Annotated in this window: 14 protein-coding genes; 11 read left to right on the forward strand and 3 right to left on the reverse strand. The window is 64.4% G+C overall.

Features of this window, described 5'->3' with window-relative positions:
* The first annotated feature begins 82 nt into the window (after window positions 1-82).
* Together KJP29_RS10815 and KJP29_RS10820 are read left to right on the forward strand one after the other, a co-directional pair.
* A complete protein-coding gene (locus tag KJP29_RS10815) occupies window positions 83-355 on the forward strand; it encodes a Rho termination factor (RefSeq protein WP_218463570.1) in 273 nt (90 codons plus the stop codon).
* A gap of 105 nt (window positions 356-460) precedes the next feature.
* On the forward strand, window positions 461-1,066 hold the full coding sequence (locus KJP29_RS10820; protein ID WP_218463571.1) for a hypothetical protein: 606 nt from the start codon (window positions 461-463) through the stop codon (window positions 1,064-1,066).
* Window positions 1,067-1,123: 57 nt separating this feature from the next.
* On the opposite strand, the gene KJP29_RS10825 is transcribed toward KJP29_RS10820, so the two are convergent.
* On the reverse strand, window positions 1,124-2,146 hold the full coding sequence (locus KJP29_RS10825; protein ID WP_218463572.1) for a Hint domain-containing protein: 1,023 nt from the start codon (window positions 2,144-2,146) through the stop codon (window positions 1,124-1,126).
* 256 nt (window positions 2,147-2,402) lie between these two features.
* Between KJP29_RS10825 and KJP29_RS10830 the strand changes: the two genes are divergently transcribed.
* Window positions 2,403-3,182, forward strand: a complete 780-nt coding sequence (locus KJP29_RS10830) for an SDR family oxidoreductase (protein WP_218464924.1) — start codon at window positions 2,403-2,405, stop codon at window positions 3,180-3,182.
* 20 nt (window positions 3,183-3,202) lie between these two features.
* Here KJP29_RS10830 and KJP29_RS10835 read toward each other — a convergent pair whose 3' ends face one another.
* Complete coding sequence (locus KJP29_RS10835) at window positions 3,203-4,024, reverse strand: universal stress protein (protein WP_218463573.1); 822 nt, start codon at window positions 4,022-4,024, stop codon at window positions 3,203-3,205.
* 197 nt (window positions 4,025-4,221) lie between these two features.
* On the opposite strand from KJP29_RS10835, the gene KJP29_RS10840 reads away from it, so the two are divergent.
* The 6 genes from KJP29_RS10840 to KJP29_RS10865 all read left to right on the forward strand — a co-directional run bounded on the left by KJP29_RS10840 (window position 4,222) and on the right by KJP29_RS10865 (window position 9,391).
* Complete coding sequence (locus KJP29_RS10840) at window positions 4,222-5,328, forward strand: ABC transporter ATP-binding protein (protein WP_218463574.1); 1,107 nt, start codon at window positions 4,222-4,224, stop codon at window positions 5,326-5,328.
* Window positions 5,329-5,496: 168 nt separating this feature from the next.
* Window positions 5,497-5,712 carry a twin-arginine translocase TatA/TatE family subunit gene (locus KJP29_RS10845; RefSeq protein WP_218463575.1) on the forward strand — a complete coding sequence of 72 codons (216 nt, stop codon included), beginning with the start codon at window positions 5,497-5,499 and terminating at the stop codon, window positions 5,710-5,712.
* Window positions 5,713-5,742: 30 nt separating this feature from the next.
* On the forward strand, window positions 5,743-6,423 hold the full coding sequence (gene tatB, locus KJP29_RS10850) for a Sec-independent protein translocase protein TatB (RefSeq protein WP_218463576.1): 681 nt from the start codon (window positions 5,743-5,745) through the stop codon (window positions 6,421-6,423).
* Complete coding sequence (gene tatC / locus KJP29_RS10855) at window positions 6,420-7,400, forward strand: twin-arginine translocase subunit TatC (protein WP_218463577.1); 981 nt, start codon at window positions 6,420-6,422, stop codon at window positions 7,398-7,400. The genes tatB and tatC overlap by 4 nt, the downstream gene beginning before the upstream one ends.
* Window positions 7,400-8,239 carry an ATP-binding protein gene (locus KJP29_RS10860; protein ID WP_218463578.1) on the forward strand — a complete coding sequence of 280 codons (840 nt, stop codon included), beginning with the start codon at window positions 7,400-7,402 and terminating at the stop codon, window positions 8,237-8,239. Before tatC ends, KJP29_RS10860 begins: the two co-directional genes overlap by 1 nt.
* A 153-nt stretch (window positions 8,240-8,392) precedes the next feature.
* A complete protein-coding gene (locus KJP29_RS10865; protein ID WP_218463579.1) occupies window positions 8,393-9,391 on the forward strand; it encodes a fatty acid desaturase in 999 nt (332 codons plus the stop codon).
* A 39-nt stretch (window positions 9,392-9,430) separates the two neighbouring features.
* Here the strand turns inward: KJP29_RS10865 and serS are convergent, their stop codons facing one another.
* Window positions 9,431-10,723 carry a serine--tRNA ligase gene (gene serS / locus KJP29_RS10870; RefSeq protein WP_218463580.1) on the reverse strand — a complete coding sequence of 431 codons (1,293 nt, stop codon included), beginning with the start codon at window positions 10,721-10,723 and terminating at the stop codon, window positions 9,431-9,433.
* Window positions 10,724-11,010: 287 nt separating this feature from the next.
* Here serS and yajC point away from each other — a divergent pair, with 287 nt between their 5' ends.
* Together yajC and secD are read left to right on the forward strand one after the other, a co-directional pair.
* A complete protein-coding gene (gene yajC, locus KJP29_RS10875) occupies window positions 11,011-11,340 on the forward strand; it encodes a preprotein translocase subunit YajC (protein ID WP_218463581.1) in 330 nt (109 codons plus the stop codon).
* Between the two features lie 40 nt (window positions 11,341-11,380).
* The gene (secD, locus tag KJP29_RS10880; protein ID WP_218463582.1) at window positions 11,381-13,048 is read left to right on the forward strand and encodes a protein translocase subunit SecD; all 1,668 of its coding nucleotides are present in this window, start codon (window positions 11,381-11,383) and stop codon (window positions 13,046-13,048) included.
* The last annotated feature ends 1 nt before the right edge of the window (window position 13,049 follow it).

Here is a 13,049-nt window from a genome sequence, read left to right on the forward strand (position 1 = left end):
GGGGACGGGGCATCGTCCAGCGGGACTTGACGCGGAACGCGGCGACAGTGCCGGGCGTTATGGCCGCGAAAGGAGACAACCCATGGCCAAGAGCGACAAGGACCCCGGACCTTCGGTGAAAGATGACGAAACCTACGAGGCCCTGCGCGAGGACGGAGCCTCGAAGGAAAAGGCGGCGCGGATCGCGAATGCCCGCGCCAACCCGGACCAGCGCCCGTCGAAGAAAGGCGGACAGGCCTCGCCTTACGAAGACTGGACCCGCGACGAACTTTACGACCGCGCGCAGGAGATCGGCATCGACGGGCGCTCCGACATGAATAAGGATGAGCTTATCCGAGCGTTGAGGTCTCATTGACGGGGTAGGGTGTTTCAGGGCAGGTTAAGGCAACTCTGCGGCGTGGCTCGTGACCACCACGGCCCCGCGCGTGGGGAGAGGCAGCCTATCGAGGAGGGGGTTCCCATGGCTATCAAGACAATTCTGGTGCTCGGAGTTGGCGCGCTCGCGCTTTCGGGCTGCGCGGCGACGAAATTCGCGACCAAGCTCAACGACTTCGACAAGCTCGAAACCGAAGTGAACGGCATGAGCGCGACCACGACCATGCCTACCACGGGCTCGGCAACCTATACCGGGACCTCGGCCATTGCCGGGAGCTGGGAAGATTCGAACATCGTCGTTCTGGGCGATACAACGATGACCGCGAACTTCGCGACGGCGCGGGTCACTGGCACCATCGACGATCTGGTGGGCGCCGATCTGAACGACCGCCAGAAGGAGCGCTATGACAACGGCGATCTCGGCGTGCTGGCCATCGTGCGCACGTCGGAGCGGGCGGACGGCACCATCGCGATCCGTGACGGGGTGATCGCCGGCAACACCTTCGCCGCCACGGCGGACGGCGATTTCACCATGGACGGCTACAATTATGTCGTCGGCGGTGGCGTCGACGGCGAGTTCCGGGGCACCGGTGCCACGGCCATCGCGGCGGAAGACGGCGCGACCTTCAGTTTCACCCGCAACGGCACCGCAGGCACCGGCACCAGCGCCGAGATCTACGCGACCCGGTAGGCCCGGCGTCATCTGATCCAGGAAAACAGGTCGGGCGTTCAGGTGCCCGACCTGACGCTACATCGCCGACACGCGTTTGAGCATGGCGACGGCATCGGCGCGTCGCGTGAAATCGCCTTCCAGAAGTTCCACCGCGCCAAGCGGAAACGCCGTGTCCGAGGACAGTTGCAAACGCCGTGTGACTTCGTCCGGGATAGCCTTGCGCGTCGCGGTGTCGAGAAACAGGCTCTCGGCCGCGATGCCTTCGGCATAAATGATCTCATGCGCGTCGAAGAGGACCTGGACGTAATCGACGAAGCCGCCGTCGAGGCGCGTCACCGTCGTCCCGTTCACCAGAAGCCCCGCCTTCACGAGAAGCTCGCGTTGTCCCGCCCCGAGCGCATCGAGGCGCTGATAGATGAAGAGCCGATGGTTCGGGCTCACCACCAGGGGACCCTCGTTATTGAGCGCCCCGGCCGCGATATGGATCGGCGCGAAATCGCCCTCGGCACGGACGGTCTGGACGCCGACCCAGCGGACCTCCTGCGCGCCGGAGTCGCGGGTGAGCACCCGGTCGCCGGGCCTGAGGTCTTCGACCGGGACCTGAAGCCCGTTCGCCATGGTGATCCGCGTGCCGCGCGTGAAATTCACACTCGCGCTTTCAGCCAGCTTGCGGCCCGCGCCTTCGCGGTCGAGCGACACGAGCGTGTAGGGCATGCGGTGAATGATCGGGGAGAGCGGATAAAGATGCACCCGGTCGACCACTCCGGTCGTCGCATCGACTTCGACCAGCAGGATCGTTTCGAGCGTCTCGCCATCCGGCGACATGAAGGTCACGAGGCTGTCGAGAAAGACGGGCGCGGCGGGCTGACCGACCTCGGAATCGACCGAGACGAAGAACGTTCCCTCGCCGGACATGGCGAGACCGAGACGCCGGGGCCGGGCGTTCTTGCCGAGTTCATAAATGTCATCGGGCAGAAGATCGGTGGCATCCGCGAGCGCGTCCCCTTCGTTCACGCCATGGCTGACGCGGAAATCCTCGGCCGAATAGACCGACATATGACGGACGGGCAGATGACCCCTCGCATCCGTATCCTTCATGGCAGCATCCCCTCGCGGCGCATCCCCCACCGCAGAAGGCAAAAGTAGGACAGCCTGCCGCGGATGGTCAACAACGGGGCGCCGGATCGGGGCCAAAGGCGGGTCGGAACGGGGTCACCGTTGGGCAGACGCGAACAGAACCGCCTGTTCCGATGAATTGGTGGCCGATTGGTGACGGAACGTGGCGGGGCCGGGCGGCATGGGCGAATCATTGGCCGGGTGCTAGCCACGGTCTGAACGACAGATGGAGGATATGATGGACTTCGGGCTGAAAGGAAAACGCGCGCTGGTCTGCGCCTCGTCCAAGGGATTGGGCCGGGGCTGCGCCGAGGCGCTCGCGGGCGAGGGTGTGAACCTCGTGATCAACGCGCGCACCAAGGCGGATGTCGAGAAGACCGCGCAGGACATCCGCGACACCCATGGGGTCGAGGTCGTGGCCGTGGCCGCCGACGTGACCACCGAAGAGGGGCGCGCCGCGCTTCTCGAGGCCTGCGGCGAGATCGACATTCTGGTCAACAACGCCGGTGGCCCGCCGCCCGGCGTCTGGACCGACTGGGACCGCGAGGACTTCATCAAGGCGCTGGACGCGAACATGCTCACCCCCATTGCGCTCATCAAGGCACTGGTGCCGGGGATGATGGACCGGGGTTGGGGCCGGGTGGTCAACATCACGTCGCGGTCGGTGAAGTCGCCGCTCTCGGCGCTTGGTCTGTCGAACTCGGCGCGCGCCGGGCTGACGGGCTATGTCGCGGGCACCAGTCGCCAGATCGCCGACAAGGGCGTGACGATGAACAACCTCTTGCCGGGCAGCCATTCGACGGATCGGATCGACAGTCTCGATGCGAACAACGCCAAGTCATGGGGCGTGAGCGTCGAGGAAGCGGCAGCGCGGCGCAAGGCCGGCAACCCGATGAAGCGCGACGGCACCGCCGAAGAATTCGGCGCCGCCTGTGCCTTCCTCTGCTCGCAGCAGGCTGCCTTCATGACCGGGCAGAACATCCTGCTCGACGGGGGCGAGTTCAACTCGACGCTGTAAACACGACCTGCCCGCGCGGGTCAGACCGGGCGGGCAATCAAGAGGTCGGTGGGCGCATTGCGGATCAGATGCGCCGCGAAACTGCCCAGCGTGAACACCGACGCGACGCTGCGCGTATGGGCGCCAAGCGCGATCAGGGTCGGCTTCTGCGTCTCGACGAAGCCGAAGAGCGTTTCGCGCAGACCGCCGGTGACCATACGCACCTCCTCGTCGCCGATGTCCTCCTTTCGGATCCACTCCTCCTTGGCGACCTCGGCCTCCCGCGTGAGATACCTGTCCATCTGGCCCCCATGCTTTTCGCCGGTGAGACCCGGAAAGGGCAGGTGAATCGCGTGATAGGTCAGGCGCTCCGCCTTTGGGGCGATGGTGCGGGCGGCGCGGATGGCCGCCGCACAGGCGGGCGAAAAGCTGACCGGCACCAGCACCGGGCCATAGTCATGATCGGCGGGATCCTTCACCACCAGAACCGGGGCCGCGACCGTGCGAACGAGCGCCTCCATGGTGGTCTCGCGCAGGGCGTCCAGGAGGAACCGGGGCCGGTGCATGCCGAGCACGACGAGCTTTGCGCCGACCTGAGCGGCGGTTTCCGGGATCGCTTGGCGGGGGTCTCCGTGGATGACATGCACCTCGACGGTGCCGCCTTCTCCATACTCGGCAGTGAACAGGCGCAGACGCTCCCTGGCTCCCGACAGGACCGGATCGGCGAGCACTTCGGGGATCGCGTCATCGACGACATGGACGATGTGGCAGGTGGCCTTGTTGTCGCGGGCAAGCGACAACGCTCTCAGAACCGCGCGGTCCGAACGCGGCGAAAGGTCGGTTGCTACGAGGATGTTGTCCATTTTCATCGTCCTTCTTCGGCTGCCATCGGGTGAAGTTTGGCTTGGACCTTGGCGGCAGGTCAAATCCTTCTGACCGCATGAGGCATTGCGACGCGGTTGCCCCTTGCGGGCCGTGGGGGCAGGTTGCTTGCCCGCCATGGGAGGGGCTGCTACATCGCCCTGAAAGCCCGAGGGTTTTCATCGGGTAGGAGAGGTACGTGGCAACACCCCGGCTGGAAATCCGCAGTATCACGCGCTCGTTCGGGGGACGGGCGGTCGTGAACGACGTCTCGCTCTCGGTCATGCCGGGGCAGGTGACCTGCCTCCTGGGGCCTTCGGGTTGCGGCAAGTCGACGACGCTGCGGATCATCGCGGGGGTCGAGACGGCTGATGCGGGCGAGATCTTCATCGACGGCAAGCCGATCGTCGCACCGGGGCATGTGACACCGCCGGAACATCGGCAGACCGGGCTCATGTTTCAGGATTTCGCGCTTTTTCCGCACCTTTCCGTGAGCGACAACGTGGCCTTCGGGCTCAAGGGCACCCGGACGGAGAAGCGCCTGAGGGTGCGGGAGCTTCTGGAAAAGGTCGGCCTCACACGTTTTCTCGACTCCTATCCGCATGAGCTTTCCGGGGGCGAGCAACAGCGCGTGGCACTGGCTCGGGCGCTCGCGCCGCGCCCCAAGATCATGCTCATGGACGAACCTTTCTCGGGCCTCGACAACCGGCTGCGCGACGGCATCCGGGACGAAACCCTCGCGGTGCTGAAAGACGAAGGCGCCGCGGTGCTACTGGTCACGCACGAACCCGAGGAAGCGATGCGCATGGCCGACGAGATCGCGCTCATGCGGCGCGGGCGGATTGTCCAGCGCGGCGCGCCCTACAATATATACAATGCGCCCGTGGACCGGGAAGCCGCCGGTTTCTTCTCGGATATCAACATCATACCGGGCCGGGTCAAAGGCGCGCTCGTAGACACCGCCTTTGGGCAGTTCCTGGCGCCCGGGCATCCGGACGGGGCCGAGGTGGAAATCGTGATCCGGCCTCAGCACCTCAAGATCGACTTCGACCGTGCGGGCGTTGGCCCTTCGCCGACGCCGGATCACGGCGTCTGGGCACGGGCTACGGTCGAACGCGCGCGCTTCGTCGGGTCGGAAAGCATCGTGGAGTTTCGCATGGAGGCGGACGGCACGCCGCTGCGTGCGACTATCCCGAATGTCTTCCTGCCGAACCGCGGAACCCCGCTCTGGATCGCGATCCGGCGAGACCGCTGTTTCGTCTTTCCGGCGGATGCGGTAAAGTCCAAGGGAACCGCGACCGTATGACACAGCTCCCCGCAGGGGCCCGTGCCGTTCATGAGCCTGTCTGTGCCGAGGCGCGTTTTTATGCCGCGGCATCCGCTTTGAGGGTTTGATCTTTGCGGGGGTAGTCAATAAATACGGTTTGCGAAAACGCGAGGGCGGCCGAGGTGTCGCCCGGTAGGGAGACTTCCAATGCTGAACAATATCGGCCTTCCGGGCCTTATCCTGATCGCCGTGGTGGTGCTGGTGCTTTTCGGGCGCGGCAAGATCTCGTCGCTCATGGGCGAAGTGGGCAAAGGCATCACGTCGTTCAAGAAGGGCATCAGTGACGGCACCGCCGAGATCGAGAACGAGAAAGCGGCGAGCGCCAAGGATGTGACGCCCGAGGGCGAGAAAGACAAGGCGTAAGCCTGAAACGCCTGACGAGGCACGCCACTCATGTTCGATATCGGTATGAGCGAGCTTCTCCTGATCGGCATCGTTGCGCTGATCGTGGTGGGGCCCAAGGACCTGCCCGGCATGTTCCGCACGCTGGGCCGTTTCACCGCCAAGGCACGGGCTTTGGGGCGCGAATTCACGCGCGCCATGAACGATGCAGCGGATGAGAGCGGCCTGAAGGGTGCTGCGGACGGGCTGAAGGCGGTCTCGAACCCGAAGAAATTCGGTCTGGATGCGCTGAACGACGCGGCCAGCAAGTTCGAGAAGTGGGATCCGACGAAGCCCTCCGGCAAGGCCAAGACGGACGATCCGAAGATCGCCGAGCCGAAGCCTGTCGATCCGGAACGCGCATCGGACACCGCCAAGATCCGGGAAGCCACGGAACGCGCGGGCCGCACCCGGCTCGAGCGCGAGAAGGCGGAGAAAGCCGCCGCCGAGGCCGCGCCCGAGGCGAAGACGCCTGCGAAATCCGCGCCGAAACCCGCGGCCAAGCGGACGACAAAGTCGAGTGGGGCGACGGGCGCGACCAAGCCGGCGGCCAAGGCCCCCGCCAAACCGGCGACGAAGGCCCCGGCGAAAGCGACGGCGAAGAAAGCCGCCAAGCCGGCCGCCACCAAGCCGACCGCCGCCAAACCTGCACCGAAGAAAAAAACGCCCGCCAAGAAGGCCGCCTCTGAATGAGCGACACGAATGAGATCGAGGACAGCTCGGCCCCGCTGATCGAACACCTGGCCGAACTGCGGTCGCGGCTGATCTACTCGGTCATCGCTTTCCTCGTCGCGATGGTGATCGTCTTCACCGTGGGCGGGCAGGTGCTCGATTTCCTGCTGGTTCCCATCGAAAAGACCATGCGCGACCTGGGCAACCCGAACCCGGTGATGCAATACACCGCGCCGCAGGAATATTTCTTCACCCTCATCCGCATTTCCATGGTCGGGGGCTTCTGCCTCGCCTTTCCCGTGATCGCCTTCCAGATGTGGCGCTTCGTGGCGCCGGGGCTTTACAAGAACGAAAAGCAGGCCTTCCTGCCGTTCCTCGTGGCCTCGCCCGTGCTCTTCCTTCTGGGCGCGTCCTTTGCGCATTTCGTCGTCGTGCCACTCGCGATGAACTTCTTCCTCGGCTTTGCGGACCTGCCGTCGGTCGTCGCCGCCTATTTCTCGGGCGAGGAGGCGGTCAATTCGTCCGGCCGCGGGATCGAGATCGTCTTTCAGGGCAAGGTGAACGAGAGCCTCGACATCACGCTCAAGATGATCGTCGCCTTTGGCCTGTGCTTTCAGCTTCCCGTGCTGCTCACGCTCATGGGCATGGCGGGTCTGGCCACCGCGCCGGGGCTTCGATCCATGCGCAAGTACGCCATCGTCGGCATTCTTGTCGTGGCCGCACTGGTGACGCCGCCCGACGTGACGACGCAGGTGATCCTCTTCGTCGTGGTCTATGGCCTTTACGAAGTGTCGATCTTCCTCGTCGCCCATGTGGAAAAACGCCGCGAGGAAAAACTCCGCGCCGAGGGGTTGTGGTTCGAGGACGACGATGAGTCCGCGCCGGCCAGAACGCCCGCCGCATCCGAGGAAGAGGACCCGCTGCTCAGGGAATTCGACGACGAGGAAGCGGGCGACATCGCTGACGCGGAAGACGACGATCCGAAGAAGGACAGCTGATGTCCGACGACATGCTGAAACGTATCGCCGAGGCGTTGGAGCGGATCGCGCCCGCTCCCCTCACCGTGCCGGATTTCGACGCGGCCGATGCCTTCGTCTGGCATGTCGATCCCGACCGGCTCGTACCCGTGACGCGCATTTCGCGGGTCGACCTGTCGCTCCTCGTGGGCGTCGACCGCTCGCGCGACACGCTGCTTGCCAATACCCGCCAGTTTGCGCGCGGGCTTCCTGCCAACAACGCGCTCCTCTGGGGTGCGCGGGGGATGGGAAAGTCCTCTCTGGTCAAGGCGATACATGGCGCGGTCAATGCGGAGCATCCGGTCAAGATCGTCGAGTTGCAGCGCGAAGACCTGCCAAGCGTGGGCCGGCTTCTGGGTCTTTTGCGAGGCGCCGACCATCGCTTCATCCTGTTCTGCGACGACCTGTCGTTCTCGCACGATGACCAGCATTACAAATCGCTCAAGGCCGTGCTCGACGGCGGCATCGAAGGCCGGCCCGACAACGTGGTGCTCTACGCCACCTCGAACCGCCGCCACCTGATGCCGCGCGACATGATCGAGAACGAGCGCTCCACCGCGATCAGCCCCTCGGAAGCGACCGAGGAAAAGGTCTCGCTCTCGGATCGTTTCGGGCTCTGGCTTGGGTTCCATCCCTGTTCGCAGGACGACTATCTCACAATGATCCGAGGTTATTGCGATGCCTATGGCGTGTCGGTGGAGGAAGAGACCCTGTGTGCCGAAGCCATCGAGTGGCAGGCGACGCGCGGGGGACGGTCGGGTCGCGTGGCCTGGCAGTTCTTCCTCGACCTTGCCGGTCGGCAGGGCGTTTCGCTCGGCTGAACGCCGCCGAAATGAGCAAAGGTCGTCCCCGGCGTGCGGGCTAAATGCCGCGCCGGGTTGAAAAATCTGATCCCGTGCATAATCTCGGGCGTAATGTCGCTAACGACAAAGCCGCACGCCTTCGCCAGCGGCCATCTCACGTGGGGGACTTCCATGAGCGTCCGTTCGGCGTCTCGTGCATATAACGAGAAAGACAACCTGCTGGCCCTGGTCAGCCTCTTCGGCAATTTCGCCGTCTATTTCCTTGCACTCTATCTCGCCGTTCAGGCGGCCTATGCCGGCTGGTGGCTGGCCTATGCGCCGCTCGTTGTGGTGCTGGCCGTGGCGGCGGGGCGGCTTTACGTGCTCGAGCATGACTTTGGCCATCTGAGCTTCTTCAAGAAGAAGGAACACAACATCCTTGCCGGCCATGCGGTCTCGCCCTTCACCTTGGCCGAATTCTACACGATGCAATACAATCACGACGAGCATCATCGGCAGATCGGGAACCTTGAGCACCGCGAGGCGGGCGAAATCTTCACGATGACTCTCGCGGAGTGGGAGGCGGCCGGGTTCTGGAAGCGGCTGCACTACCGGCTCTACCGCAACCCCTTCGTGCTGATTCCCCTGGGCGCGATATGGACCTATTTCTTCGTCTGGCGCTTCCCCAAGAACACGCTGAAGGTTGCGCCCTGGTCGGTCCTGTTCCACAACATCGCGCTGATCGCCTGGTGGGCGCTCGTCTGGTATCTTGCCGGGCCGATCGGGGTGGTGACGCTCGCGCTCTCCATCTTCGTGGCCGGCATGCTTGGGGTGTTCCTAGTCTATCTGCAGCACAACTTCGAGGACACCTATTGGGACAAGCGTCCTGACCTGTCCTTCGATCAGGCCGCGCTTCAGGGGGCGTCCTGCCTCAGCTTCGGCTGGTGGTTCGACGAGGCCGTGGCGAATATTACCAAGCACGACATTCACCACCTGAACGCCTCGATCCCCTGCTACAAGCTCCGGCAGGCGCATCGCGATCTGGAGGACGAGTTCCCGCTGCGTCTTATTGGTTTCCGCGAGGCGCTCCACGCCTTCACGCTCAAGCTCTGGGACGAAGAGACCGGGCAACTCGTGCCGTTCCCGCCTAGGAGGACTCCGGCGCTCACCGGCGTCGCTCCGGCGGAATAGGGGGTTTTCGCCGCGTCCTGAGGCGCGGCGAGCCTTTTCCTAGACCAGTTCGCCCTCGGCGGTCAGACGCGACTTCCCCTTGAGATAGGGACGAATGGCCTCGGGCAGGGTCACCGATCCGTCGGCCTCCTGTCCGTTCTCGAGCACGGCGATGAGGCAGCGGCCCACAGCGAGGCCCGATCCGTTCAGCGTATGGACGAACTCCGGCTTGGCGCCCGCTTCGGCCCGGAAACGGGCGTTCATGCGACGTGCCTGAAAGTCGCCGGTGGTCGAAACCGAGGAAATCTCGCGGTAGGTGTCCTGTCCCGGCAGCCAGACCTCGATGTCATGGGTCCGGCGCGCGCCGAAGCCGATGTCGCCCGAGCAGAGCTTGACCGTGCGATAGGGCAGGCCCAGACGTTCGAGGATATCCTCGGCGCAGCGGGTCATGCGGTCGTGTTCCGCCTCGCTGTCCTCGGGCCGGGTGATCGAGACCATCTCGACCTTCTCGAACTGGTGTTGACGCAGCATCCCCGCCGTGTCCTTGCCCGCGCTGCCCGCTTCCGATCGGAAGCATTGGGTATGGGCGACATAACGTTGGGGCAGGGTTGCCCCGTCCACGACCTCGCCGTTGACGAAGTTGGTCAGCGTGACCTCGGCTGTCGGGATGAGCCACCAGCCGTTCGTGGTCTGATAGCTGTCCTCGCCGAACTTCGGCAGTTGTCCGGTGCCCATCATCATGTCCTCGCGCACGAGGACAGGCGTGATCGCTTCCGTCAGTCCGTTCTCGTCCACATGGGTGTCGATCATGAACTGTGCCAGAGCCCGGTGGACCCGGGCGAGCGCGCCGCGCAGGACGACGAAGCGCGAGCCGGAGAGCTTGGCGGCCGTCTCGAAATCGAGGCCCGGTTTCACACCGGCGATGTCATAATGCTCCGCCGGCTTGAAATCGAAGGTCCGGGGCGTGCCCCAGCAGCGCAGCTCCTCGTTGTCGTTCTCGTCGGCCCCCTCGGGCACGTCTTCGGCCATGACGTTGGGCAGCGTCATGAGAAGCTTTGCCAAGGCCTCGTCCTTCGCCTTCGCTTCGTCGCTCATCCGGGCGATTTCAGCCTTCTTGTCGGCCACTTCGGCACGCAGGCGTTCGAACTCGGCCTCGTCACCGGCGGCTTTCGCCGCGCCGATGGCCTTGGCGGCCTTGTTGGCATCTGCCTGCGCCGTCTCGGAGGCAAGGATCGCCGCGCGACGGGCTTCGTCCAAGGCCAGAACTTCGGTCGACACGCCCGAAAGTCCCCGCCGTGCCATCGCGGCGTCAAAGGCGTCGGGGTTGTCGCGGATCGTGCGGATGTCGTGCATGGTCAGGGTCCTTCTGGCGCCGATGCTTCGGTGTCTCGCCGGGGCTTATGCCCGATAAGTTTCTGGTGCGTAAAGGGGCGGCGTAACGGGGGCTGGGGCGGTACCTGCCGGCGACAATATCTCTGTCGTGCCTGTGACCGCCCATTGCTTGTCATCCCACCGAGCCACATATAGGGTGCGCGCCAACGAACGAGGGCGCTCTGGCGTCGCTCTGAGAGGGCTCGCGCCCAAGAAACGCAAGACAAACGCCAAGGGCCGTCCGGCCCTCACAGACAAGGGACCACCATATGTTTGTATCGCCCGCTTTCGCGCAGGCCGCAGGCGCCCCCGCCGGGGGCCTTCTCAATTCCATGCTCATCCCGATGCTCCTGGTCTTCGGGATCATGTATTTCTTCCTCATCCGTCCGCAGCAGAAGAAGCTCAAGGACGATGCGAAGATGCGGGATGCGCTGCGCCGGGGTGACCAGATCATCACGCAGGGCGGCATCATCGGCAAGGTGTCCAAGGTGAAGGAAGGCGGCGAGATCGAGGTCGAGATCGCGGATGGCGTGAAGGTCCGCATGACCCGCGCCGCCGTGCTTCAGGTCGTGTCCAAGACCGAACCCGCCGAGGCTTGAGCCGGACCGCACCAAAACCAAGAAGGCAGGGCAGGGCCACATGCTTCATATCTCGCTATTCAGACGGATCGTGATCATCGGTCTTGTCGTGCTGGGGCTGGTCTATGCCACGCCCAACCTGTTTTACCCACGGGTCGAAACGCACAACGATGCGGTCAAGGCCATCGAGCTTTCGGGAGGGACGGCGACAGACGAACAGTCGGCGGACCGCTCGGCCTGGCCGGACTGGCTCCCTTCGCGGCTCGTGAACCTTGGGCTCGATCTGCGTGGCGGTGCCCATCTTCTGGCCGAGGTGCAGGTCGAGCAGGTCTATGACCAGCGGATGGATTCGATCTGGGCCGAGGTCTTTCCGATCCTGCGCGAAAGCCGCGCGGTGGTGGGCACCATCCGCAAGATGCCGACCGAGGACGGGACCCTGCGCATCCAGGTGGGCAACACCGACAACATCGACGATGCCGCCGAACTGGTTCGGCAACTGGCGCAACCCGTGATCTCGATCACCGGCACCGGATCGACGGACTTTGTGGTTTCGGTCGAAGGCGACCAGATCGTCGTGGAACTGTCCGATGCCGAGAAGCTCGCCACCGACGACCGCACGATCCAGCAATCGCTGGAGATCATCCGCCGCCGGGTGGACGAGGTCGGCACCCGCGAGCCGACGATCCAGCGTCAGGGCGAGGATCGTATCCTGATCCAGGTTCCGGGTCTCGGGTCGGCGGACGAGTTGAAGGCGCTGATCGGCACGACCGCGCAGCTTACCTTCCAGCCGGTCCTGAGCCGCACGGGCGACGCGAACGCGAACCCCGGCCCGAACAACGTGCTGCTGCCTTCGACCGACGAGGAGGGCGTCTACTACGTGCTCGAGGATCGCCCGGTCGTGACCGGCGAGGATCTTGTCGACGCGCAGCCCGCCTTTGACCGCAACGGACAACCGGCGGTGAACTTCCGCTTCAACCCGCATGGCGCGCGTCTTTTTGGCGACTATACCGCCGAGAATGTGGGCTCGCCCTTCGCCATCGTTCTGGATAACGAGGTCATCTCGGCGCCCCGGATCAACGAGGCGATCACGGGTGGCTCGGGCATCATCACGGGGAACTTCAACGTCGAGGAATCGACCAATCTCGCCGTGCTCCTGCGCGCGGGTGCGCTGCCAGCCGAGATGACGTTCCTCGAGGAACGCACCATCGGCCCGGAACTGGGGGCGGACAGCATTCAGGCGGGCAAGATCGCGGCCATCGTCGGCTTTGTCGGCGTGATCCTGATGATGTTCGCCTCCTACGGGCTCTTCGGCGTCTTTGCCAACATCGCCCTCATGATCAACGTGGGGATGCTCTTTGGCCTTCTCTCGGCCATCGGCGCGACGCTCACGCTGCCCGGTATCGCGGGGATCGTGCTGACGATCGGTATGGCGGTCGACGCGAACGTGCTGATCTTTGAACGTATCCGGGAAGAAATTCGCAACGGGCGCGGACCGGCGCGGGCCATCGACCTGGGCTATGAAAAGGCGATGAGCGCCATTCTCGACGCCAACATCACCACGGTGCTGACTGCCGGTATCCTGTTCTTCATGGGGTCCGGTCCGGTCAAGGGCTTTGCCGTCACGCTTCTCTTCGGGATCGTGACCTCGGTCTTCACCGCCATCTTCGTGACGCGCCTGCTTGTCGTCATCTGGTTCGAACGCCGCCGTCCGAAAACGATCGAGGTCTGAC

The organism is Maritimibacter sp. DP1N21-5, from assembly GCF_019218295.1.
GTDB lineage: Bacteria > Pseudomonadota > Alphaproteobacteria > Rhodobacterales > Rhodobacteraceae > Maritimibacter.